Source organism: Dolichospermum compactum NIES-806 (assembly GCF_002368115.1).
GTDB lineage: Bacteria > Cyanobacteriota > Cyanobacteriia > Cyanobacteriales > Nostocaceae > Dolichospermum > Dolichospermum compactum.
The window spans coordinates 2,938,751-2,962,323 of record NZ_AP018316.1 but is presented as its reverse complement, the minus strand read 5'-3'; the positions used below and the strand labels follow the sequence as shown (position 1 = coordinate 2,962,323).

Below are 23,573 nucleotides of genomic sequence, written 5' to 3'. Positions count from 1 at the left end.
AGGGTGAGAATGAATTATGGGTAAAGCAATCGGTATAGACTTGGGAACAACTAACTCCGTCGCTGCATTTAAGTTAGCAGGTGTGGAAGTAGTCACAGCTAATGACAACACACCCCCAGATAGAAAACTCACCCGTTCAGTAGTAGCTGCTGAACAAAATAAATTTTTGGTAGGAGAACAGGCTTATTCAATTAGTTAATCGTCAAGATCAAGTTATTAATCGTGGCGATATATAGCGGTTCTCGATTGAGTGAGATACAAGAACCCCACCCCCAACCCCCTCCCCGCAAGCGATGAGGGGGCTATGATGTATCTCATGCAAGTGCATACCGCTATATTACCGATAACTGTTTCTCATACTTTTAAAACTGTAGTGGAAGGACAAGGCCTAATTCACTTTCAGTTTTTCAGCCCTGATGATGTGAAAGAAGATTTATATGGGGTGAAAAATAATGAAAGGATTGGGGATATACTCAAAACGGCTAAAACTTGGACTTTTTTATAATACAAATAACAGTCTCCAAACCTCTCCCCGTTGCGGGGAGAGGTTTGGAGAGGGGTTCCATATTTAGTTAAACAATAAACCGTTTGCAGTATATGTGGTTGGGTTTAGATGATAAATATCCAGCGGGAACGGAAATTATTGCTTATTTGGAGTTGGATGAAAAGAACAGCGATTTGAAAATGACTGCAACTTTAAAAAGTAATCCATCAGTGAAAGTCAGTTGTAATTTTTCGCGGGGGCGGGTAGACGAGAAAATCCATCAAGAATTAGAGGCAGCTATAGAAGAACTAAATCGCCAAGACTTAACTGCATTCGGTGTAGAATCAGCCTTGAAGTTAGCTGTACCAGTTGTGCAGCTAATGGGATTATTAATCCTACCACTGGAGAAGAGTATAGTGATTTACAGGAACGGGCGGAGGAAAGTCTGAATCAGTTCCAGGTATCTATGTCACCTGAACGCTTAGAAGCAGAGTATTTGGTGAATGAGTGCGATCGCGTGATCAATTTCTGTGGCTTTATGATTCCTGAATTTCAGCAAGAACGATTACAAAACTTGAGTCAAGAATTACAATTTGCTATTAATACTAATAATCTCTCCTCAATGGAGTATCACAGTCAAGAAACCAGACGAGAACTTCGCAACTTACCTGATAAGGTACAGCTAGTACAAGGTTGTATTCTCGCTATCCAACAAGCCAAAGCCGTTGCCCCTACCCAAGCTAATGCCATGTATGACAAACTCTCTCGGATGTTAAATGCAGCCACTAGTGGTTGGTGATAGTAATGAAGCAGATCGTTTATGGCGAGAACTACAACCAGATGTACAACATTGGTTAAATCAAGAATTACCCAGTAATAGTATTATCACGGGACTTACACGATGAACACCATAACTAAAATTGACTGTCCTGTTTGTGGCTACAAGGGAATTGAGAGCAACAGTTGTCCTAATTGTGACACTGATGTTTCTCTAATTCGTTCATTGGCAGAATTACCCCAGCGTCCGAAATCCTGGACAACAACTATTGCCATTTTCATGCTGATAATCGGTATTACTATCGGTGCAGCAGGTAGTTTTTTTGCCCTGCAAACAGCTATATATACGGCAACAGTTCCTAAACCTACAGTTCCTACTACTGCTAATCTCACTCCCCCTGTAATTACCCCTGTCATTCCTAAATCAGCCCCAATCCTAGCTACTTATACCGTAAAATCAGGAGATACTCTTAGTAGTATTGCGGGAAAATTTTGTAGTAAACCTACTGATTGGCAATTAATCGTTGCTGCTAACCCTGAATTGCAAAAACGGGAAAATCAACTAGATATAGATCAGGTGTTGAAAATTCCTAGTAGCTGTCAAAGGAAAAGCCCATGAAGATAGTTGACGGCTTCAAACAAAAAATATTTAGAAGATTACTGTCAGGGTTGTCAAGAGCGCAATGGTCAAAATTATATTCAAGCCCAAATGTGGTTAATTAAAGCTTATTAAATGGGTGGACAATTACAAAGAGCGATCGCTTTGAGTGAAATTTTGCGTAATCATCCTCATTCCCAAATCAACACTTGGGCTAACAAAATTCTAGCTGTGCTATCCAAAGAGATTTCCCGTGCCTGATTTATCCCCGAACTATCTGATTAGCTTAGAATTACGAGAATTACTCGTCCAAAAACTCGGCGTTCTGCAAAAAGACAATGTGTTATTACAGCAGTCTTTAAGAGAACAGCAAATTAAAACTACAGCCCAAACAGAAGATTTATTCTTGGAACTTTTAGAAGTTGCTGATGCTTTAGAAGCTTTATTAGACTATCTAGAAAACAATCCTAGTCCTAGTCCAGAATTTATAGAACGTCTACCCAGATCCATAGGTGCGGTTAATCGTAAGTTTCTCGGTGTTTTAGGAAAGCGCCAACTTTTGCCTATAAAATTACAGGAAGGCACGGAACCAGATTTTAACTTATGTCGGGTCATCGACCGGGAAGAAAGAACAGATATCCCAGACCAAACAATTACTAAAATTGTCCGTCGCGGATTTCATTTAGGTGAAAAAGTTCTCCGTCCCACAGAAGTCATTACTGCTAAATCAGATGATGGTCATTAGTCATTGGTCATTAGTCATGAGTTGGGAAATATATTCTCCCTATCCTCTGCTGCTGCAATTCCTTTAAACTCTTACTTACACTGTTAACTATGACTCCTCACAAAAGTGATATTAAAGATACTTCCTCACAAACAAACATAAGGAGTGGTTGGCAGGAAAATTTAGTTTTAATAACTATTGCCCTGTGTTTAGCACTTCTAATTCGGACATTTATTGCTGAACCACGCCTGATTCCCTCAGAATCAATGTACCCTACCTTGCACACAGGCGATCGCTTAGTCATAGAAAAAGTATCATACCGGATTCATCCTCCCAAAATCGGCGATATCGTCGTTTTTAACTCACCACCAGAATTACAAAGACGTGGATATTCTCAAAACCAAGCCTTTATCAAACGAGTAATTGGTGAACCAGGAGCAATAATTAGTATCGCCCAAGGCAAAGTTTACCTCAACGGTACAGCCTTAACAGAAGACTACATTGCCGAACCACCAAATAGCCCATTTCCCGAAATCAAAGTCCCAGAAGGCGCATTTTTTGTGATGGGAGACAATCGCAATGATAGCAATGATTCTCGCTACTGGGGTTTTGTCCCCAGTCAAAACGTCATCGGTCGCGCCACGTTCCGCTTTTGGCCTCTTGACCGCATCGGCTTAATTTAGTCCACTGATCACTGACCATTGACAAAGGGCGCAAGCCCTGCGCCCCTACGAAAAGCGTAAATAATACATCAACTGAGCGATCGCATCCCCAGATAATTCCAAACGTTGTTGAAAATCTGCTAAACTTCGGTAAGAACCAGCAGCCAGACGGTTTTTCACAACTGTCTGTGCTAGGGATAAATCTATAAAGGGAATTTTGGCAAGACTTTCTACCGAAGCAGTATTAGGATTAAGCGGTTGAGGTTTATCTAGAGAACTCTGATCATAATAATGAAAATTCAGCACAGGTTTTAAAGGTTCTAATCGTTGTACTGGCAAACCCAAAGCCGCCGCCACATCTTCAATACAGTAGAATACCACACCAGCGCGAGAAAGTTCCACAAGCGATCGCCCTTGGTGAATTGACAACCCAGGTAAACGTAGCCAATCATCCACAGTCGCCCGATTAGCATCAATACCCAAACCAAACTCAGCCGCCATTTGCACCTCTTCCCACGACTGTAAACGATAATAGGGATCATTCACCAACTTAGCGCGAAGCCTTTGCAATTTCAGATTTAAAGGTAGCCACTTATTCATTTTTAACCTAATCCTTTTACCAATCACCTAAATCTGATCCAACATCTGACGACGTTTTTGCTCAAACTCATACTCAGAAATTAACCCATCTTGACGGAGTGCTTCCAACTCACGCAAAGCATTAGCAACCGATTCCACTTGATTACCAACCGATGATGATACCCTAGTTGCCGACTCACCCAAATTAAAATATCGATCAAAAGTTTCTTCCTCTTGAGTTAAATACCAAACCCCCTCAATAGCACAAGCAACCTTGGGAATAGGTGTCCAAGACAACAAAACATATATAATTCCCCAAAGTGGCTGTCCCAAGTAAAATTTATGTGAACCCGAAATCGTTAATGTGCCGGAAAATGCTAGAATAACAGCAACAGTACGGCTTTTTCGTTTAGTGAATATCATTTTATCTATAGCCATTTTACTCAATTTCTAAACTAATGGGTCAAGTTAGATAGCACGCAAAGAAAGAAAGTAGATGTGTAAATTTTTTCCTCAAAACTAGGACTTACGCACTGTACAAATTCACGATGATGTGCATGAACGAAAATCCGTCGTTTCAGGCTTTTAGTGATTAACTTCTGCTTAATAGCGAACTGCTTGCAGCAGCGCTTCGCTATCGCTTAAAAATCATCAAAAAATCACGTTAAAATGCCCGAAACCCATACCCCATATTTAGTTGATCCTGTCAATGCGTAAGTCCTAAAGACATAGTTACATCATATTCATCTACTCAGTATTATTCACTGCATCAATCTTGCTAAGTAATACAGTATTTAAGCGCATTAAATATAGTCTACCTATCACACCAACAAGCTAAATCCCTACTGAGCAATGTCAAAAGCTTTGGGTATTGCTTCTTTATTAAGTAAGTTTTTATCACAGAAACTTTATTAAAATTCCACCTAACTCTATACTTGAAGTCAAGTAGTGAAATTCCGGTAAAAACCCCTAACTTAACCGAAGTAGTTTCCCCAGATGAATCTTCTACACTAGAATTAAGACATAGAGGCAAAATTCGGAGCTACTCAAGTAATAGCATTCAGTTAAAGAAAAGCAAAATGGGATTCTTCGACTCGGAAATAGTGCAGCACGAAGCCAAGGAATTGTTTGAAGACTATCAAGCACTGATTCAACTTGGCAACAGCTACGGCAAATTTGACCGCGAGGGCAAGAAGCTGTTTATTGAGCAAATGGAATCCATGATGGATAGATATCGCGTCTTCATGAAGCGTTTCGAGCTATCAGAGGATTTCATGGCGCAAATGACCATACAGCAACTAAAAACTCAACTAGGTCAGTTTGGCGTAACTCCACAACAAATGTTTGAGCAAATGAACGTGACCTTAGAAAGGATGAAAGCGGAATTGGAAAAAACAAAATGACAGGGAACAGGGAACAGGGAAGACAGTGGGAAGATTTTTTCTCCCACTGACAACTGACAGCTAACAACTAACAACTGACCAATTAATTTGACTTAGGACGTGGAAACTGAGAAGTAGACTTAAACTTTTCTACAGGTACATCCTTAAGCGCTTTTGTCATAAAGTCCCGCCATATAGGGGCTACCATGACCCCACCAGTTGCTCCACGTGCCAGTTGTTTGCTATCGTCTCTCCCTACCCACACAGCAGTAGTTAACTGCGGTACAGTACCGATAAACCAAATATCCTTTTCTGAGGATGTAGTTCCTGTCTTACCAGCAGCAGGACGACCTATTGCAGCATTTTTACCTGTACCTTCAGTCATTACTGAAGTCATAATATCAATAGTAGCTGCTGAAGCCCAAGGATCTAAAACTTGTTTTGGTTTGGGTGTATTATCGAGAATCACATTACCAGCACTATCGGTAATGCGAACAATTACTGTGGGTGGTGACTGCCAACCATAATTAGCCAATGTAGCATAAGCGCTAGTCATTTCTAAGGGAGTAACACCAATAGCTCCCAAAGGTAGAGAAGTAACTGGTTCCATTGGACTCATAATGCCCAAAGTCCGACAGGTTTCAATGACTTTATTCATCCCCACCGTTTTACCAAGTTTAATCACCGGAATGTTGCGAGACTGGGCAAGGGCTGTGCGAATTGACATCGCTCCAGCGAAACTACCATCGTAGTTTTTTGGGTAGTACCGACCATTACCATCTTGATAACTAACTGGAGCATCTATGACTGTGGTATCAGGTGTATATTTACCAGTAGCAAAGGCGGCATAATAAACAAAAGGTTTGAAAGCCGAACCTGGTTGGCGTTGGGCTTGGGTGGCTCGGTTAAATTCACTTCTTTTATAATCTACACCACCGACAAGGGCTTTCACAAAATGAGTACGAGGATCAATTGACACTAAAGCCATTTGATTCTTAGATAACCCTTGGGACTGAAGCTTTTCGTGCCATTCTTTGACGGTTTCTTCAGCCATTGTTTGGAATTTAGCATCAACAGTTGTTTGGACTCGCATTCCGCCTTTAAGCAAGGAATCACGACCAAATTTTTTCGCCAGCTCTTGAGCTACAGTATTGGTGATGTAAGGTGAGGCACTACCCTGAAAAGACCTGATCTTACCCAGTTTAATTGGTTGTTTCAGGGCATCATCATATTCTTTTTTGGTGATCCAATTTAACTCTACCATCCGCCCCAGAACTTCTTTTTGTTTCTGTTTGGCAAGTTTCATACTCGCAAAAGGGCTAAACTCTTCTGGTGCTTGAATTAAACCCGCCATCATAGCTGATTCACCCAAAGTTAAATATTCTGCTGATTTATTAAAATAACTGCGGGCTGCTGTTTGCACACCGTAATTGTTATGACCCCAATAAACTTGATTGAGGTACATTTCTAGAATTTCGTCTTTACTGAGGATTTGCTCTAAACGAATTGCTAGGACGGCCTCTGCCAATTTCCGCGTAAAAGCCCGTTTTTGAGATAAAAATAGGTTTTTAACTAATTGCATGGTGATAGTAGAGCCACCTTCTTTGACTCCACCTGCGACCATGTTAACGATGACAGCACGACCAACACCAGTGGGGTTAATCCCATGATGATCATAAAAGTGACCATCTTCACTAGCCAAAACTGCGCGTTTTAAATTGGGGGAAACTTTATTTAGTGGTACTACTTCTCGGTTAGCTTCTCCGTGAATACTGGTTAAAAGTTTGCCTTTTATATCGTATATGTAAGTTGTTTCCGAGGGGAAAAAGTTTTTTATTTGTCTAACATCTGGTAAATTACGGAAACTAATGGCTAAACCTACTAGTGTTCCCGCAACAATAGAGCTTGTTAGGAGTGTTATGGACAGCAAAGTACCGCCAGTTATCTGACCTACTCCCTTAAAGAACTCAAATCCAGATGAAGCCTGCTCTTGTGGTTGTTTGTTTGCAAAAGTCCTAGACGACACGGCGATCTCACTTCCTCACTTGTAAATTTAAATGTAATTCATTAAATGGAAAAAGGCAGTTAATTTTTTGCAATTATAGTAATCTGGCAGGAGAAAGGACAGATAATTGGTTTGTGAACATAACAAACTTAACTTTTAGCGTGGAAAGTATAGTTAATAGCGAATTTCTTAGTATGACGCAAAATTGCTCTTGGTTGCATCGTGGTGTGGCAGAAATTTTTCCGCAACCCCATGTTGGTGATAATGATACGGAAAGTTTGGAAAAGCGATTACTCAATTCTGACCGTCCTTTAAGAATTAAACTGGGTATTGACCCTACGGGAGCAGATATTCATTTTGGTCACAGCATACCTGTACGGAAGTTGCGGGCGTTTCAAGATGCTGGTCACACAGCAGTTCTGATTATTGGTGATTTTACGGCACGGATTGGTGATCCTACTGGTAAATCTGAGGTACGTCGTCAGCTTACGGAAGCACAAGTAGCACAAAATGCCCAAACTTATCTTGACCAAGTACGTCCTATTTTAGATTTTGATACTCCCGGTCGGTTAGAAGTACGTTATAACTCAGAATGGCTTTCTCGTCTAGATTTGGGAAAAACTTTGGAGTTACTTTCAACTATGACTGTAGGGCAGATGTTAGCCAAGGAGGGTTTTGCGGAACGTTATAAACAAGAGAGTCCCATTTTTCTCCATGAGTTCCTGTATCCACTGATGCAAGGTTATGATTCTGTGGCTGTGGAGGCTGATGTGGAATTGGGAGGAACTGATCAAAAATTTAACATCGCTGTGGGACGAGATATACAGCGCCATTTTGCTCTCAAGCCTCAATTTGGGGTATTGTTACCAATTTTGATTGGGACTGATGGTGTGCAAAAAATGTCTAAGTCTTTAAGTAATTATGTGGGTTTAGGAGAACATCCTTCCCAAAAGTATCAAAAACTTCAAGGTGTGCCAGATAATTTACTGCCACAGTATTTTGAATTGCTGACGGATTTACCTTTGGATAGTTTGCCAGAAAACCCACGTCACGCCCAAGAATTTTTAGCCTGGGAAATTGTCCGTCAGTATCACGGTGAACAGGTGGCTAATGAGGCGAAGGAAGCTGCGAAAAGCGGTGGTAAGGAAGGAGCATTACCTGAATTTTCTCTGGGCGCTATTCCCCAATTTCCTGTTAAATTAGCCTATATTCTCGGTGCTACTGGTTTATGTAAAAGTACAGCCGAAGGTAAACGGAAAATTCAGGAGGGTGGAGTGAGGATAAATGGTGATAAGATTGCTGATGCGGATTTAAGTTTTTCTACACCTGATGATTTATATGATCAGGTGTTACAGGTGGGTAAGAAGAATTTTGTGCGGTTGGTAAAGTAGCTATCAGCAATCAGCCGTCAGCTATCAGCAGTCAGCTATCAGCTTAAAATAAAACACTGACCACTGACGGCTGTTATAATATTGTCATCGTCTTATTTAAAATTTTTATGCTAATTTATTAGCATATTAGGTACTGAAGAACCATTAATATCTTGAGTAAAAAATATTTAATCGGTGGGTAATTTCATTAGTATTTCTTAAACCTAACCCGACTATTCGAGGTGTTGAGGGAAGATGTCCTCTATTTGCATCTACAGTAAAATTATAATCGTCGTATTTTATCAATTCATTCTTAGTAAGATTTTCTATCCAACCACATCTAGCTGTAAACTGTTGATGATTTTGAAGAATTTGTTTTTGGATACTAAAACCAAACTTACTTTTTAACTACACCCCCAAACAACCATCCGAGCATTTTTGAACATCCTTTTAGCACAAATTTTACTATTATATATATAACACTGAAATCACTAAGTATATAATAATTTTACAAAAAATATTATATGAGCATAATTTTAATATCTAGGACTTACGCACGCTCACTAACTTGCCATGATATGAATGAACGAAATTGCGTCGTTTTCGGCTTTGGGAATAACTTATTGAGTAGGGTGCGTCAGATAGAGGAAATCTGTTTTTTTGTCAAAATATCGTGTCTGACGCACCCTACAAGGGATAAAATTCACGTTACATATTTGGGGAATCTTATCAATGCGTAAATCCTAATATCTTTATTTCCATCTTTTTGTATCTGGAATAGAATGATATCTTTGCTGATTCCCATATCGTAAACTGTCTATTTTGTCAACCTACCTTGACTTTGCTTTACAAAACTACATCAATTTATTTTTAAAGTTCTCCAAAAAACTCTCTATCACTGACTAATATTTTCCCTATTGTCACTTTCCCTATTTCTCAAACAGCTATAAATAAAGGATTTCCAGATTCTACTTCCTACAATTTTAGAAAATTTACATACTAAGCCTAGATTATGAAATTTTACCAAATCGCTGAAACTATTGCAAGATCGTTGATAAATAGAAATAATTCTCAATTAAATATTAAGAAAATATAAATATTAATTTCTGTTAATTTTTCTCCAATATTAATATTTAAACTATTTTTTAAATATTAATAATTTCCACTTATGAATTAGGAACAAACGAGTTTAAAAGCTAAATTTTTGCTGTATTGTATTATATAGCATTTATATTTTATTAAAAACTTAAATATGTGATTGAGCAAATTTAATTGTATGAATACATAATCATTTTTCTAACCTAGTGAAAAGTAGCGATAATAAACATCAATATTGGAGTATAATAAGTTGAATAATATATTATAAGTAATAATAAAAATTATGAATGCTGATAAAATTATTGTTGCTTTAGATGTACCAGATTTAGAGAGTGCGATCGCTCTTGTTGATAAACTTCCTCAAGTCACTTTCTGGAAAGTTGGTTTGGAGTTGTTTACTAGCACTGGTCCCAAGATTCTGGAAATCCTTAAATCTCAAGAAAAGCGGATTTTCCTCGATTTGAAATTTCACGATATCCCCAATACTATCGCTGGTGCTTGTCGGGCTGCTGCTGGTTATGGAGTGGATTTATTGACAATTCACGCAACTTGTGGTAAAGATGCTCTAAAAGCAGCGGCGGAAGCAGTACAAATTGGGGCGGAAAAAGCGGGGACAAAACCACCGAAGTTAATCGCTATTACGTTGTTAACCAGTATTTCGGCGCGACAATTGGCGTTTGATTTGAAAATTCCTTTAGAATTGCCAGAATTTACTTTAGAAATGGCGTTGTTGGCTCAAAATTGTGGTTTAAATGGGGTAGTTTGTTCTCCCCAAGAGGTGCAACAATTAAGAACAAGTTGTGAAAAAGACTTTTTACTGGTTTGTCCAGGGGTGCGGCCGACATGGGCTGAAAAAGGAGATCAAAAGCGATCGCTCACTCCCTCCCAAGCTATCACAGCCGGTGCAGATTATCTAGTTATCGGTCGTCCCATTACGGCGGCGGCTGTTCCTGAATTAGCCTGGAATCAGATTGTAGAGGAGTTAAAAACAGTGTGATGAACGAAGGAGTCTGTAGGGGTTTAGACACGCCAGGGAATAAATTCCCTGTCTCATAAGTCAAGTGCGTTAAAACGGATTAATAAATTTTCCAAGTATTTAGTCATCAAAAGACAACTTTCGCTATTAGCAAGAAACTTGAGTTCTTTGCGGGATATAGGTTTTACTTTCATTTGACACTAATGAGCAATGCTAAACCCTCAAAAAAAGGTATATTTCTCCACTGCTTTGTGGTTTTCGTGGTTGATAATCTGTAGCTATTTTCACTACCCAGTAATTGCTAAAAATATTCCTTCTCAACCTGTAAATCCCGAAATTAGTAATTCCTGTTATGAGCAAAGTCTGGAAACTTTAACAACTCATATGATGCTAGATTTACCTAGCTATACTAACCGGGTGATTCAACGTTCTCGTCGTATGAAACGGAGTGTTGATACTTTTTCTTATATATTGGCTGCTGGTCAACCAGAGTTTAAATCTTTACCATTAAATCCAGGTATTGATAATGGAGACAAGTATAATGCGGAGGGTGTAAGACAGGTTTTTTTTACTACATTAGAACGGAAATATATTCATAAAAAAGCTGTAGAATTACAAGAATTCCATCGCCTATTTCTGACAAAAACTAATATTGGCTGGACTGTGGTAATGATGTTTTCCCAAACTAGTAGTTATCCAGTCAAACCACCGATTGCACCACCCAGGGATAGTAGTAATAGTGCGATCGCTCAAGGTGTTAAACTGTGGTTACGAGATTGTCAAACAATTGATATAGGAGTCGGAAAGAAGGAGTCAGGAGGAAGAAGAATAAAGAAAATTCCTCTCCCTGTTTCCTATTCCCTTCCCTTAGAGGATGTTTGAAAAGTTTTGAAGTATAAATTGACCCCTCTCCAAACCTCTCCCCGACGCGGAATGTGGGTTTGAAAACCCCATTCCCTGGTAGGGAAGGGGGGCAGGGGGTTAGGTTTTTGCAGATTATGGGTTTTATCTGATACTTTTCAAACAATCTCTTACCGATAAGTTTTCAACTCAACTAGAATTGCTATATTTTTACAGAGTTTGGAAATACTTCTCCAAAGCCTCATGTACCAAATCAGTCATCGGTCGTTCTTGTTTTTCCGCCGTTTCCTTGAGTTGAGCGTAAAAATCATCCCGCAGACTGACACGGTGACGGGATTTACCACTACTGGTAGGGTCTCCTGGGGTGTATTCAGCCACAAATTCCCGAATCGCATCAAAACCCAATCTGTCGCAAAAATCCCCAAAACTTTCTTTTGGTGTGCGGGACTTTTTAAAGAAGACAAAAATCGGTTCTAGAAAACTTTCAATATCATCATGGTGCAGTTTTTCTGCAAAAGGTTGTGCTAATCGGGTTTGATGTGGTGAACCACCCAACCAAACTTGATAGGATTCTGGCGCACTACCCACTAAACCCAATTCTGCCATATAAGGACGAGCGCAACCGTTAGGGCAACCAGTCATCCTTACCACAAAATGTTGATTTTGTAAACCTACTTTATCCAATAAAGCCCTGATTCTCTCTAAAATTCCAGGAATGGCTCGTTCTGATTCTGTGATGGCTAGACCGCAAGTAGGCAAGGCTGGACAAGCCATAGCATATCGTGTTAGTGATGCTATTTGATCAGGGTCAGCAACAACGCCGCAGTTATCCAGAATCTCTTGAATGGCTGCTTTATTTTCTGGTGCGATGTCGTAAAATAGTAGGTTTTGATTACCTGTGAGGCGAATTGGCAGGTTAAATTGCTCAACAATTGTCCGCAAAGCGGTTTTAAGTTTAAAATTGCCGTTATCTTTGACACGCCCATTATCAATGGAAATACCTAAAAAGAGTTTACTATCGCCTTGTTCATTCCAGCCCAAAAAGTCCTTATATTTAAACTGAATCAGGGGTTTAAATGGTTCAAGGGGTTTACCAAGGTATTCTTCTACCTTAGTACGGAATTTATCTACACCCCAATCATTAATTAAGTATTTTAATCTCGCGTGTCGTCTGTCGGTGCGATCGCCATAATCTCGTTGTGTCGCAACTATGGCTTTTACAAGATTATATACATCAGCCTTGGCTACATAGCCAATGGGGTCAGCGGTTCTGGCAAAGGTTTCTTCTTTATTATGAGTTCTCCCCAAACCACCACCAGCAAAAATATTAAATCCTGCTAATGCGCCTTTTTTATTGGTAATCACTACCAAAGTCAAATCTTGGGAATATAAATCAACAGAATTATCTCCCGGAACTGTGACGCAAATTTTAAATTTGCGGGGCATATAGTGAGTTCCATAGATAGGTTCTACGGAATCATGAAGAATAGTGCCATTACCATTGGTTTGTCGGGCTGCTTTGACATCTGGATGTTCTTCGGCGCTAACGGCTTTTTCCCCGTCTAACCAAATTTCGTAATAAGCGCCGGTTTGGGGAGAGAGTAAATCAGCGATATTTTGGGCATATTCCCAAGCATACTGATATTCTGAGCGATTTTTAAAGGGGGCAGGAGGTGCCATGACGTTGCGGTTAATATCACCACAAGCGCCCAAAGTTGAACCGAGATTTTCGACAATTGTAGCGATCGCCGCCTTCAGGTTCTTTTTTAGGATACCATGTAGTTGAAAGCCTTGGCGAGTAGTAGCTCTGAGGGTATGATTACCATATTCATCAGCCAATTTATCCAAAGCCAAATATAGGTCAGGGGGTACTAACCCGCCGGGATTTTTTGTCCGCAACATCATTTGATAATCTTTTTCCTGACCCTTAACCCGGTTATCACGGTTATCCTGTTGATAAGAACCGTGAAACTTAAGAATCTGAATTGCGTCTTCACTAAAATGGGTAGTGTCTTGGAGGATTTCCGTTGCTACAGGTTCACGTAAAAAATTACTATTTTCTTTGATACCTTCGACTTTAGAAGGCTTACGATTAGTTGCAGGAGAAGCAGCAGTGTTAACCATTACGGTAGATACGTTTCTGAATAAAGCGGTAGACAAAATTGAAATTAAGCAATTAATAGCACCTAGTTGGCTTAATAAACTACTTAAAATCGGTCGGAATTATGAATATTATTCTAATTTTAACATGGTCAGAGGACACCTGGATCAAGGAGGGGTCAGAGTAGTTAACTACTCCAACCAGCAGATGTCACCATTGCCTTTAAACTAAAGACAAAGAGTAAACCTGACCATCAATTAACAGTCGTGTAATCCCCTTAGCTTGTAAATGGCTACTAGCCTTATGGAGCATTTGACTATCGGGGACTTTAATCACGCGATCGCGCTTAGTAGAAAAGCGTTTAGCCACACGATGATTATCAAAAATCGGTAGAGTTTTCTGTTGATTTTCCAGACTCGGAATCAGACCCAAATCACCAAAGTCCTTGAGGGGACGGGTAATTAACTCCGCAGAACGATCAATTACCAAATAGCAAGTTTTCGGTAAATGGGCAACCGACAATGGTAAAACCTGAACCGATACTTCCCCATTTCCCCGTCTGGTAACTAGGGGTTTTGGGGCTTCATAGTCTTCGTCCTCAAAATCCTCCTCATCCTCATACAAATCATCATCTAAATCGTCATCCAAATCATCAGGTTCATCCAGCAAATCCTCATCCAATATCTCCGCAAACAAATTCGGCTGTGAATATGAAGATTCTAGCTCTATCTTGGGTTTGGGGATAATTGGCGTTTCTGTCGGCTTGTGTCTGACAATTTCTAGTTCTTTGACAACAGGAGTTTCCTTGACAACGGGAAGTTTGGGTTTTTCCACTGCGGAGGAGCGTGTTTTTACCCGTCTACTAACCGGAATAGGGTGAGCAAAATCAGAATCACCATCTCCTTCTGGTTCTGGTTCTGGTTCTGGTTCTGGTTCTGCTACTATTGTTGGCTGTTCTAGATCAGATAACCCCTCCACCGTATCAGCAGTGCTAGAAATTTCCACTGTCAATGGTGGTTGATTCAACAGCGGTAACTGCTCATAACTTACCTGCGCTCTGCCTTCAGGGGTTCTAGCAGCACGTTTTAAAGAAACGAGAAATTCATACTCCTCTTCTGGTAAGGTACTTTTAAGCAGTCGGCTAATTGTGGAATTACTAACACCATAGCGTTCTGCCAAAGTCGAGGTTGTTTCGGCAGTTTCTCGATATAGCTTGAGAATTTCTTGTTTGTCAGAATCTGTTAATTTTCTCACGGTAGACACCAAAATTTGTTAAGTTCGTTTGCGTCCACGGTCTCGGCATTTAAGACTCAATGATGCGTCGTATTCTAGGAGGACAGCACCCAGACCGAATAACACTCCACTAAACACCCAGAATACTTCTAGTATGTCTCCACTTTGATAATCCGGTCTTTGAGCGAATTTAAGCCACATATCTGCAATGTAGAGCGAAAATGCGGCTGCGGCAATCATTCGCCAAGACAAGGAGACTTTACCTACCCAAAAAGCCAGTAGCATAGTTGTGGCAATCATGAGTAACGCCACATCGCTAACTATGTAAAACAAATTCAGCAAAAAGGCAATTTGTTCAGTTGATGCTTTTTCCTTTTGAGAAATCAACCAAGCTAGAAAACTGCCTAATGCTCCAACTGCCGCCACAATTAGCCACTGTCGTGCTTCCAGGTTAATTCGGCGAGAAACCAAGGCTAAAGCCATACCAGTCCCTAAACATAAATATGTGAGGACAAAAAATATATCAGTAATAGATACATCTGGATCTTGTTTGAGGACGATTTCTGTATAGCCGAAAACGAGTCCACCTATAAAATAGGCAAACATTCCTAACCCGATTGAGAGCCAGACTTTTCCACTACTAACCATTTGGGTACTCCGCCAGTTCCTCCAGCATAAGAGACTTGCGCCCAAATAAGCCACAGCTTCAAAAATATTTGTGCTAATTACATACCACTGAGCGCGGACTTCCATTCCACGTTGCTCTGGGTCGGGGATTTTGGCACTAAACAACAAAAAGTATAACAATGCTAAAACAGCCCAGCTAAAACAAGCCAAAACGAGATTTTGAGTAGTTAATAGGGACTTGACAGGAGATGAATTGTCGTAAGATTTACTCATAGGGACTAACTAAGTAAATGCTCTGAATGTAATATTTTTTGCACATTGAATGAAATATAGCAGATTGCAGATCAATGATGTACCGAATCTAACTTCAAAGCCAGATAGTTAGGTTTACTCTTAACTCCTGCTGTAATTTGCGGCTTCTTACCTTGATGACAGACAGTCTTCATTGGACTTAAAAACCGTAATCAAGCGAAAAGTCTGCCCCTGATAATAGAGAATTGGCACTTGCCGATCTTCTTGGTTCGGGTGCTGAACCGTCGGAATTTCAACATCCTGCCGTTTGAGAATAAACATAGCACTAGTAAATAACTCCTCACATTGGCTTTGTTGATAAAGAATATGTAATGGTTTCTAGTATCATTACGATGAAGTATAATTACTTGACGAGTTGGGAAAGAGCATTTGCCGGGGACTGGATACTTAACTGGGGTAAGCTTCTATGTAAGTATACATATTCATGGGCAATTACTCCTTGACATCACAATATATCTGAATATCGTATCTATTTTGTTTCTTATTCTACCCCGACTGCTCAATCACTTGCAGTTTATTACTGAAATTAGGAAATTTTTAATTTCCTCTTGCTTATTTAGACGATTTTAGATATAATAGTAAAGGCTTCACGGGTACGTAGCTCAGTTGGATAGAGCATCCGCCTTCTAAGCGGACGGTCACAGGTTCGAGTCCTGTCGTACCCATTTATTAACGTGAATTCAATAGCTTAGCGTGACGACGTAGGAGTCATTGAACCTCACCCCAACCCCTCTCGGACGCGGAGAGGGGCATATTAGTTTGTTTTTAGCAGCATAAAATCAGAGTTTTAAGCCTCTCCAGTATTAAATCTTATCCCTTTTCCCTCTCCTCTTAGGAGAGAGTTAGGGAGAGGTGCAAAGGAGAGGTTTACCAGAGGGGTCAAATTATTTTCGTCAAACTCACGTATTTATTAAATACAGCAGAATTCAGAAGTCAGGAGTCAGGAGTAAAACTAGCTTGCTGTCTGTCTTTGAATTGAGAATGGTTGGTTTATTTACGCTGTGTTGTTCTAGATTTAGACAAGAATAGTTGAGGGTGTTAGGGCTAAAGTTTTCGTTAAATCTGTGAGGAGAAAGCGATCGCAGAGGTTAAATAATTCTATCTCTGTAGAGGTGTGTCGCATTAGCCGCAGGAAATGACCGTCAGTATCAACATTCAAAGCAATGTAGTTCAGAAACATTTTCAGGTAGCCGATCCGCGCTCGTTCTGGCATAGTGGAAGCTGTAGGGGTTTGCCATAAGCGATCGATGTAATGGCGTACCTCCGTTAACGGCACCAGTGTGATCTGTTCTCCCCGTAAGGCCTGACGAATTTGATGAAACAGCCAAGGATTTCCAATCGCCCAACGTCCCACCATCACCCCCGCAGCCCCCGTTTGCGAAAGCACTTCCAAGGCAGTTGTCGCCGACTTGATATTGCCATTAGCCAGCACTGGACAGTTAACCCGTCTCACCGCTTCCGCAATCAAATCATACTTAACTTCCCCGTGATACATATCTTTTACCGTGCGACCATGCAAACTCAATAAGTCAATATTATTATCAGCAATTATATTTAGGATTTTATAAAAGTTATCTGTATTTTCAAAACCTACGCGCATCTTCACCGTTAAAGGTCTATCATTGACCACAGAACGCAGTTCTCCCAAAATCCGCTTGACTTTTTCCGGTTCTCGCAGCAATCCACCCCCAACATTTTTACGATAGATTCTCGGCGCAGGACAGCCCATATTCAAGTCTACTCCAGCGATATTATAGTCGCAGAGTTCCTTTGCCGTTCTGGCTAAATCGGGAATACTTTCGCCAATCATTTGAGCAAAAACCGGGCGACCTGTATCATTTTCGGTAATTGCTGCCAGGATTTTCCGATTGAGTCGTGAGGTATCATTGACGCGAAAATACTCAGTAAAGAAGTAGTCAGGGCCACCGTAGTGGGCGATAACTTTCATAAACCAGAGATTGGTGACATCCTGCATGGGTGCAAGCGCAGTAAGTGGTAAGTCTTGCTGAAGCGATTGGGGAAGCGATACCTGATACATAGAGTTGCAAAGCGTTCAATGACTCTGAAGTTGTTTTAACAGTAATTGAGAATTAATTATAACAGAATCCTTACGGAGTCAGGTTTTGACCTAAATACTCTCAATTTTCGCCTGTCAACTAAAGATACAGCAGATTGCAGATTAATGAGGTACAGAATCTAAATTCAAAGCCGGACAGTAAGCCAACGCATAAAATAACTGAGTAAATTCGATATTAGTTAAAGCACTTTGACTCAACCCCAAGGAAATTGCCCCTGTAAAACCAGTGACAGAACCCCGTTTACCTGCCGCAACTTTGACTGAATGCAGCTGACTTGGGCATTTTTCTTTGATGTTGTACTATGTTAATGCTGAATATTTTACTCAAAATTTGCAGTAATGCAACTACCTTGTCCGCTGAGGGAAAGTTAACGCTTGGGGAGATAACCACCTCTGGCTTAGATACCGCAAGGGTTCTAAGTTAAGTGGACTCGTTGAACCAAGAATCTCACTGGCTAAAGCCAGTGAGAGTGTCAATCTATTTCCGTTCCCTTATTGAGAGAGCTATGAGGCGTATTCTGTCTGCATCTTAGAGGTTGTTTGAAAGTTTCATTCTCTCTCTTTCAGCAGTAAATACTCACACCCACGTAAAAAACCTACATCTGTCAGGGGCAGGGGGCAGGGTGAGAGAATTGTACCAATTACCAATTACCAATTACCAATGACTAAAATTTTCCTTCCTGATATGGAAGCAGCACAGCAATTAGGTATTACCTTGGGCAAAACTTTAACTGCTAAAAGTGTGATTTTACTAGAAGGCGATTTAGGCGCTGGTAAAACTACCTTAGTCCAAGGTATTGGGAAAGGGTTGGGGATAATGGATTCTATTGTTAGTCCTACTTTTACTCTGATTAATGAGTACACAGAAGGACGTATTCCCCTTTATCACTTAGATTTATACCGTCTAGAACCTCAAGAAGTTACAGGATTGAACCTAGAAAGTTACTGGGAAGGCATAGAAGTAATGCCAGGAATTGTGGCAATTGAGTGGGCTGAACGAATGCCATATCTACCAGATAGTTATTTAAAGGTATGTTTAAAATATGGTGAAAATGGCAGCCGTCAAGCCGAAATTATTGCTGTAAATTCTGAACTACAGCACTTCCCGGTGTTATGAGGTACACATCTAGCGGGCAAGATGCCCGCACCACAAGAGTTTCATGATTCAACTTTGTACCTCATTAGAGCGGAATCTGCTGTATCTACAACGGACAACTGACAACTAACTAGGAAAAAGTTAAAGCTTGTCCACGCACTTGTGTATTTAGCTGACCATGATCATAAACAATTTCACCGCCGACAATTGTTGTTACAGGCCAACCTGTTAAATTCCAACCTTCAAAAGAATTCCAACCGCACTTGCTGACAACTTCTTCCCGTTTAACTTCACGGTAATTTTTTAAATCTACCAAAACTAAATCCGCATCGTAACCAGGGGTAATTTCGCCTTTATTAGCAATACCATAGGCTACCGCAACAGCTTTAGACATCCATTGCACAACTTGGGCAACAGTACATTTTCCATCCATAGCAGCGGTTAACATTAAAGGTAAAGAAGTCTCTACACCGGGCATTCCTGAAGGAGTATTGGGGTAAGTTTGGGCTTTTTCCTCCAGAGTGTGGGGGGCGTGGTCAGTAGCAATAAAGTCAATGATACCATCACGTAGAGCTTGCCAGAGAACTTCATTATCATAGGCCGATCGCAAAGGTGGATTCATTTGCGCTAAACTACCAATAGTTGCATAAGCACTAGTATTCAACAGTAAATGTTGAGGTGTCACCTCTGCCGTCACCCAACTAGGTTTATCCTCACGCAGCAACTCCGCTTCCTCTGCTGTTGACATATGCAGAATATGTAAACGGCGTTGATATTTTTTGGAAAGCTTTAACGCCAATTGGGTAGCTAACAAAGCAGCTAGATTATCTTGAATTTGGGAATGAACAGCCATATCTGTAATCCCCGCAAACTCCTGTTTTCGTTGCTTAATTCTGGCTTGATCTTCTGCATGAACAGCAATTAAACGGCTTCCTTGGGCAAAAATCGCCTCTAGAGTCTCTTCCTGGCTCACCAACAAATCTCCGTGCATTGAACCCATAAAAATCTTAATTCCCGGAGTTGGCTGGGCAGAAAGTAAATCTGGTAAATTATCTGCCGTAGCCCCAATAAAAAAGCCATAATTAACCAAGCACTTCTGGGCTGCCCGTTGTAACTTGTCATCTAAAGCAGATTGGTTAATGGTTAAAGGTCTTGTATTCGGCATTTCTAGAAAGGAAGTAACTCCCCCCTTAGCGCAAGCACAACTGGCAGTAAACAAGTCTTCCTTGTATTCCAGTCCCGGTTCACGGAAATGCACCTGGGGGTCAATCACACCGGGCAACAAAGTTAATCCTTGTGCGTCAATCTCACGAGAGGGTGTGGCATTAGTAATTTCTTGCCCTATTTGGGTTATGTGCCTTCCTTCTATCAGCACATCCCCGATCATTGACTCATTATTGGGTAAAATAATTTCAGCGTGGCGAATTAGTAAACTTTGTGGAGTTGACATGGATTTAAGATTTTTCAGTATAAAGGAACTACAACAGATTTTAGGTAAATGAGGAACAAAATTTCAGGACAAATCTATATATCAAGAGACTTTCAAGCCTGTTCCCCATTCTCTCCTCCCTAGAGTATTTATGAATGATGGATAACAGTCAATTTTAGTTTTGTGTTAAAAAGGTTTCTTGTCAAGTAAGCTAAAAACCTGAATGTTTGTAGCTGATAAAAGAAAAACATTAGATTTTTTACTTTATTTACCTACCATATGCTCCATCTCGTTAAGATTAATAATATCAAGTCTCTCCCTCTGAGTTCAATACTAGTCTCATAACATACTTCAACAAGTTCATGCAAAATCAAGCGTCTGATAAAAACTCTAGCCAAGAACCGGATAACTCCTGGATAGTAGAGCTAGGTAAAACAATGATACTGAGTATCTTTTTGGCTATGGGAATTCGTACCTTTGTTGCTGAAGCCCGTTGGATTCCCACTGGCTCTATGGAACCAACTTTACATGGTGTTAAAGACCAATGGAAGGCAGACAAAATTATTGTTGATAAAGTAAAGTATAGCTTTGCTAAACCGGAACGGGGAGATATAGTCGTATTTTTACCTCCCCAAGAAATACAGAATAATCCAGAACGGGAAGCATTTATTAAAAGAGTAATTGGTTTACCCGGTGAAAAAGTAGAACTCAGAGAAGGTAAAGTATATATCAACAGCAAGCCTTTACGGGAAGATGTTTATCTATCCTCTAATGTGAAAACATTCGTTGAAGCTTGCAATAGCACTGGACTTCAGCCTCCTTTCTTAGCTCAACCAGAAGTTATCCCCCAAAATTCCTACCTCATGCTTGGTGATAATCGTCCTAACAGTTATGATGGGCGTTGTTGGGGCGTTGTTCCCCGTAGTAATATTATTGGTCGGGCTGTAGTTCGTTTTTGGCCTCTCGATAGAATGGGTGCAATTGATAAGTCTCCTGCTTATTCATCTCCACAACCATGAAGCAATGTCATATAGAAGAATTCAGGAGTCACCGAGTCAGGCTAACGCCACATTGCGCTATCAGGACTTCAGAATGAAAAAGGAAGTTTGACGTAAATTTTATATATAACTCAAGTGCAAACCCCTTATTTAGCAAAGATTTTGCTATATCCAATCAAGTCACTGGATGGCATAGAAGTACAAGAAGCAACTATTCTCTCTAGTGGCGCACTTCAATATGACCGGGAATTTGCTTTTGTTGACGCGCAAAATAGGTTTGTGAATGGGAAGCGTTATCCGCAAATCCTAATGTTGCGTTCAGAGTTTTCTCTAGAACAAAGGCTGATCAAGATTAAGTTTCCTGGTGAAAAATCCGCGCAAGCTTTTCATTTAGATGAAGAACGTCCAGCATTAACCGCAGTTATCAGCGATTTTTTGGGTTTTCCTGTGCAATTACAGCAAAATACAACAATGGGTTTTCCTGATGATACAGATTCACCGGGGGCAACGGTAATTAGTACGGCTACTTTAACAGAGGTTGCATCTTGGTTTTCTGGGATTAATGTTGCTGAAATGCGGCGGCGAATGCGTGCCAATATGGAAATTGATGGTGTCCCAGGATTTTGGGAAGATGGCTTATTTGCGGCTAGTGGGGAAACAGTAGCCTTTCAGGTGGGAGATGTCCGATTTTTAGGGATTAATCCTTGTCAACGTTGTGTCGTCCCCACGCGGGACACTTATACAGGGGAGGCTTATCCAAACTTCCAAAAAATCTTTGGGCAAAAACGCCAAGCAACTATGCCCACTTATGTAAATACAGCGCAATTTAATCATTTTTATAGATTAAGTGTAAATACCAGAGTTCCCGTGGCAGAAGTAGGGAAAATGATTACTTTGGGCAGTAGTATCGAAATATGCCAATAAAAAATTAGTAACAAAAAAATCTAAATTTTCCTGATCACAGGCTGCAATTTCCAGTGAAATAAACGCATAATGGAAATGTGACTGATTTATTAGCCCCTTTACAATCCCTAAAACAAGGTAATTGGTTCAAATTGATTTGCGGAGCCAGTTATCAACATCTTCCCGCGGTCAGAAATCTCACGTTAGCATACACTTTGGCGGGTGCTGACTGTATAGATGTGGCTGCCGACCCGGCAGTTATTGCCACTACTCAGGAAGCTTTACTGATAGCCCAAAACTTGGTAGAGGATGCCCAGCAGCGAGGCTTTGCCTTTACAGGTAATTTACCATTGTTAATGGTTAGTCTCAATGATGGCGAAGACCCTCATTTTCGGAAAGCTGAGTTTAATTCTCAAGACTGTCCGAGTGATTGTTCTAGACCATGTGAGAAAATTTGTCCAGCCCAGGCAATTTTATTTAACAATACCAAAGATGATTTTTCTGGAGTAATTTCTGAAAAATGTTATGGCTGTGGCCGTTGCCTACCTATCTGTCCTTATGGGATAATTTATACAAAATCTTATGTGTCAACGCCAGGAGCGATCGCACCATTGATTATGTCAACGGGAATAGAAGCCGTAGAAATTCATACTCAAGTGGGGCGGTTGGCAGAATTCCAACGGTTATGGGACGCAATGACACCCTGGGCAGATCAATTAAAATTGGTAGCCATCAGTTGCAATGATGGAGAAGGTTTAATTGATTACCTACAAGCAATTTACAATTTAATTATCCCCCGGCCACAGTTTTTAATTTGGCAAACTGATGGACGTTCTATGAGTGGTGATATTGGTGATGGTACTACTATAGCCACAATAAAATTAGGACAAAAAGTTTTGACAGCAAACCTACCGGGATATGTGCAGTTAGCAGGCGGCACTAATAGCTACACCGTCCCTAAATTAAAGGGAATGGGACTGCTTAATGATTTTAGATTGCCGATTTTAGATTTTGGATTAGAAGAACACAATCTAAAATCCAAAATCCAAAATCCAAAATCCAAAATAGCCGGGGTTGCCTATGGTAGTTACGCCCGTGTATTGCTGTCACCCATTCTTGACCAGTTGCAACAAAAGGAGGTGATTAACACTGATAATCAAGGTCATATTCGCCTAGAAGAAGACCCGAAATTACTGTGGGAGGCTGTAAGGCTTGCCAATACTCTCGTTTCCCAGATTAAGTCTGGGCGGTAACGCTTCAACCTTATCTCTAAAAACGTCA

The 23,573-nt window shown here is 40.4% G+C and carries 26 protein-coding genes, 1 tRNA gene and 3 pseudogenes; 19 read left to right on the top strand and 11 right to left on the bottom strand.

The window, feature by feature from the left end; translation table 11 throughout:
* Window positions 1-16: 16 nt before the first annotated feature.
* The 9 genes from CA730_RS14040 (at window position 17) to lepB (CA730_RS14010) (ending at window position 3,266) form a co-directional block, all read left to right on the top strand.
* Window positions 17-199 (top strand): Hsp70 family protein, encoded by a 183-nt coding sequence (locus CA730_RS14040; RefSeq protein WP_096668159.1) that lies wholly within the window; start codon window positions 17-19, stop codon window positions 197-199.
* 105 nt (window positions 200-304) lie between these two features.
* Window positions 305-505, top strand: a complete 201-nt coding sequence (locus CA730_RS14035; RefSeq protein ID WP_157749978.1) for a hypothetical protein — start codon at window positions 305-307, stop codon at window positions 503-505.
* Window positions 506-597: 92 nt separating this feature from the next.
* Window positions 598-933 carry a hypothetical protein gene (locus tag CA730_RS25660; protein WP_231939840.1) on the top strand — a complete coding sequence of 112 codons (336 nt, stop codon included), beginning with the start codon at window positions 598-600 and terminating at the stop codon, window positions 931-933.
* 17 nt (window positions 934-950) lie between these two features.
* Window positions 951-1,283, top strand: a complete 333-nt coding sequence (locus tag CA730_RS25655; protein ID WP_231939839.1) for a hypothetical protein — start codon at window positions 951-953, stop codon at window positions 1,281-1,283.
* Window positions 1,261-1,389: a hypothetical protein gene (locus CA730_RS26080; protein WP_269076470.1), complete on the top strand. Its 129-nt coding sequence runs from the start codon at window positions 1,261-1,263 to the stop codon at window positions 1,387-1,389. The genes CA730_RS25655 and CA730_RS26080 overlap by 23 nt, the downstream gene beginning before the upstream one ends.
* Window positions 1,386-1,880, top strand: a complete 495-nt coding sequence (locus tag CA730_RS14025; protein WP_096668155.1) for a LysM peptidoglycan-binding domain-containing protein — start codon at window positions 1,386-1,388, stop codon at window positions 1,878-1,880. The genes CA730_RS26080 and CA730_RS14025 overlap by 4 nt, the downstream gene beginning before the upstream one ends.
* Window positions 1,881-1,994: 114 nt before the next feature.
* Window positions 1,995-2,120: a hypothetical protein gene (locus CA730_RS26075; protein ID WP_269076469.1), complete on the top strand. Its 126-nt coding sequence runs from the start codon at window positions 1,995-1,997 to the stop codon at window positions 2,118-2,120.
* A complete protein-coding gene (locus CA730_RS14015) occupies window positions 2,113-2,604 on the top strand; it encodes a nucleotide exchange factor GrpE (RefSeq protein ID WP_096668153.1) in 492 nt (163 codons plus the stop codon). Before CA730_RS26075 ends, CA730_RS14015 begins: the two co-directional genes overlap by 8 nt.
* An 89-nt stretch (window positions 2,605-2,693) precedes the next feature.
* Window positions 2,694-3,266: a signal peptidase I gene (lepB, locus tag CA730_RS14010; protein ID WP_096668151.1), complete on the top strand. Its 573-nt coding sequence runs from the start codon at window positions 2,694-2,696 to the stop codon at window positions 3,264-3,266.
* A 45-nt stretch (window positions 3,267-3,311) separates the two neighbouring features.
* Here lepB (CA730_RS14010) and CA730_RS14005 read toward each other — a convergent pair whose 3' ends face one another.
* Entirely contained in the window at window positions 3,312-3,845 is a 534-nt protein-coding gene (locus tag CA730_RS14005) for a ComEA family DNA-binding protein (protein WP_096668149.1), read from the bottom strand.
* Window positions 3,846-3,872: 27 nt separating this feature from the next.
* The gene (locus CA730_RS14000; RefSeq protein ID WP_096671532.1) at window positions 3,873-4,244 is read right to left on the bottom strand and encodes an NINE protein; all 372 of its coding nucleotides are present in this window, start codon (window positions 4,242-4,244) and stop codon (window positions 3,873-3,875) included.
* 659 nt (window positions 4,245-4,903) lie between these two features.
* Here CA730_RS14000 and CA730_RS13995 point away from each other — a divergent pair.
* Complete coding sequence (locus tag CA730_RS13995) at window positions 4,904-5,227, top strand: DUF1825 family protein (RefSeq protein WP_096671530.1); 324 nt, start codon at window positions 4,904-4,906, stop codon at window positions 5,225-5,227.
* Between the two features lie 82 nt (window positions 5,228-5,309).
* Here CA730_RS13995 and CA730_RS13990 read toward each other — a convergent pair whose 3' ends face one another.
* Entirely contained in the window at window positions 5,310-7,232 is a 1,923-nt protein-coding gene (locus CA730_RS13990; protein WP_096668147.1) for a transglycosylase domain-containing protein, read from the bottom strand.
* Window positions 7,233-7,405: 173 nt separating this feature from the next.
* Here CA730_RS13990 and tyrS point away from each other — a divergent pair, with 173 nt between their 5' ends.
* Entirely contained in the window at window positions 7,406-8,602 is a 1,197-nt protein-coding gene (tyrS, locus tag CA730_RS13985) for a tyrosine--tRNA ligase (protein ID WP_096668145.1), read from the top strand.
* A 144-nt stretch (window positions 8,603-8,746) separates the two neighbouring features.
* Here tyrS and CA730_RS26455 read toward each other — a convergent pair.
* Window positions 8,747-8,971: pseudogene (locus CA730_RS26455) on the bottom strand (GUN4 domain-containing protein); the annotation flags it as partial.
* Between the two features lie 991 nt (window positions 8,972-9,962).
* Between CA730_RS26455 and pyrF the strand changes: the two are divergent.
* Both pyrF and CA730_RS13970 read left to right on the top strand, forming a co-directional pair.
* Window positions 9,963-10,676, top strand: coding sequence for an orotidine-5'-phosphate decarboxylase (gene pyrF / locus CA730_RS13975; protein ID WP_096668141.1), 714 nt, complete (start codon window positions 9,963-9,965; stop codon window positions 10,674-10,676).
* Window positions 10,677-10,865: 189 nt separating this feature from the next.
* The gene (locus tag CA730_RS13970) at window positions 10,866-11,537 is read left to right on the top strand and encodes a hypothetical protein (protein WP_231939838.1); all 672 of its coding nucleotides are present in this window, start codon (window positions 10,866-10,868) and stop codon (window positions 11,535-11,537) included.
* Between the two features lie 189 nt (window positions 11,538-11,726).
* On the opposite strand, the gene sir is transcribed toward CA730_RS13970, so the two are convergent.
* Window positions 11,727-13,640: a sulfite reductase, ferredoxin dependent gene (gene sir, locus CA730_RS13965; RefSeq protein WP_096668139.1), complete on the bottom strand. Its 1,914-nt coding sequence runs from the start codon at window positions 13,638-13,640 to the stop codon at window positions 11,727-11,729.
* Here sir and CA730_RS13960 point away from each other — a divergent pair.
* Entirely contained in the window at window positions 13,630-13,848 is a 219-nt protein-coding gene (locus tag CA730_RS13960; RefSeq protein ID WP_096668137.1) for a hypothetical protein, read from the top strand. The two genes, sir and CA730_RS13960, sit on opposite strands and share 11 nt — an antisense overlap.
* Here the strand turns inward: CA730_RS13960 and CA730_RS13955 are convergent.
* The 3 genes and pseudogenes from CA730_RS13955 to CA730_RS26580 all read right to left on the bottom strand — a co-directional run.
* Window positions 13,840-14,871 (bottom strand): transposase, encoded by a 1,032-nt coding sequence (locus CA730_RS13955; RefSeq protein ID WP_096668135.1) that lies wholly within the window; start codon window positions 14,869-14,871, stop codon window positions 13,840-13,842. The two genes, CA730_RS13960 and CA730_RS13955, sit on opposite strands and share 9 nt — an antisense overlap.
* An 18-nt stretch (window positions 14,872-14,889) precedes the next feature.
* Window positions 14,890-15,750: a hypothetical protein gene (locus CA730_RS13950; protein ID WP_096668133.1), complete on the bottom strand. Its 861-nt coding sequence runs from the start codon at window positions 15,748-15,750 to the stop codon at window positions 14,890-14,892.
* A 165-nt stretch (window positions 15,751-15,915) separates the two neighbouring features.
* Window positions 15,916-16,050 (bottom strand): annotated as a pseudogene (locus CA730_RS26580) (Npun_F0813 family protein); the annotation flags it as partial.
* A gap of 330 nt (window positions 16,051-16,380) precedes the next feature.
* Here CA730_RS26580 and CA730_RS13945 point away from each other — a divergent pair.
* Window positions 16,381-16,454: transfer RNA gene (locus tag CA730_RS13945), tRNA-Arg, on the top strand.
* A gap of 350 nt (window positions 16,455-16,804) precedes the next feature.
* On the opposite strand, the gene CA730_RS13940 is transcribed toward CA730_RS13945, so the two are convergent.
* Together CA730_RS13940 and CA730_RS25650 are read right to left on the bottom strand one after the other, a co-directional pair.
* On the bottom strand, window positions 16,805-17,827 hold the full coding sequence (locus CA730_RS13940; RefSeq protein ID WP_096668131.1) for a tRNA-dihydrouridine synthase family protein: 1,023 nt from the start codon (window positions 17,825-17,827) through the stop codon (window positions 16,805-16,807).
* A 174-nt stretch (window positions 17,828-18,001) separates the two neighbouring features.
* Window positions 18,002-18,139, bottom strand: a pseudogene (locus CA730_RS25650) (CRISPR-associated endoribonuclease Cas6); the annotation flags it as partial.
* Window positions 18,140-18,527: 388 nt separating this feature from the next.
* On the opposite strand from CA730_RS25650, the gene tsaE reads away from it, so the two are divergent.
* Entirely contained in the window at window positions 18,528-18,983 is a 456-nt protein-coding gene (tsaE, locus tag CA730_RS13935; protein WP_096668129.1) for a tRNA (adenosine(37)-N6)-threonylcarbamoyltransferase complex ATPase subunit type 1 TsaE, read from the top strand.
* Between the two features lie 109 nt (window positions 18,984-19,092).
* Here tsaE and CA730_RS13930 read toward each other — a convergent pair whose 3' ends face one another.
* Window positions 19,093-20,412 (bottom strand): dihydroorotase, encoded by a 1,320-nt coding sequence (locus tag CA730_RS13930; RefSeq protein WP_096668127.1) that lies wholly within the window; start codon window positions 20,410-20,412, stop codon window positions 19,093-19,095.
* A gap of 341 nt (window positions 20,413-20,753) precedes the next feature.
* On the opposite strand from CA730_RS13930, the gene lepB (CA730_RS13925) reads away from it, so the two are divergent.
* The 3 genes from lepB (CA730_RS13925) (at window position 20,754) to ldpA (ending at window position 23,545) form a co-directional block, all read left to right on the top strand.
* Complete coding sequence (gene lepB / locus CA730_RS13925) at window positions 20,754-21,410, top strand: signal peptidase I (RefSeq protein ID WP_096668125.1); 657 nt, start codon at window positions 20,754-20,756, stop codon at window positions 21,408-21,410.
* Window positions 21,411-21,524: 114 nt separating this feature from the next.
* Window positions 21,525-22,313, top strand: a complete 789-nt coding sequence (locus CA730_RS13920; protein WP_096668123.1) for an MOSC domain-containing protein — start codon at window positions 21,525-21,527, stop codon at window positions 22,311-22,313.
* 77 nt (window positions 22,314-22,390) lie between these two features.
* Window positions 22,391-23,545, top strand: coding sequence for a circadian clock protein LdpA (ldpA, locus tag CA730_RS13915; RefSeq protein WP_096668121.1), 1,155 nt, complete (start codon window positions 22,391-22,393; stop codon window positions 23,543-23,545).
* Window positions 23,546-23,573: the final 28 nt, after the last annotated feature.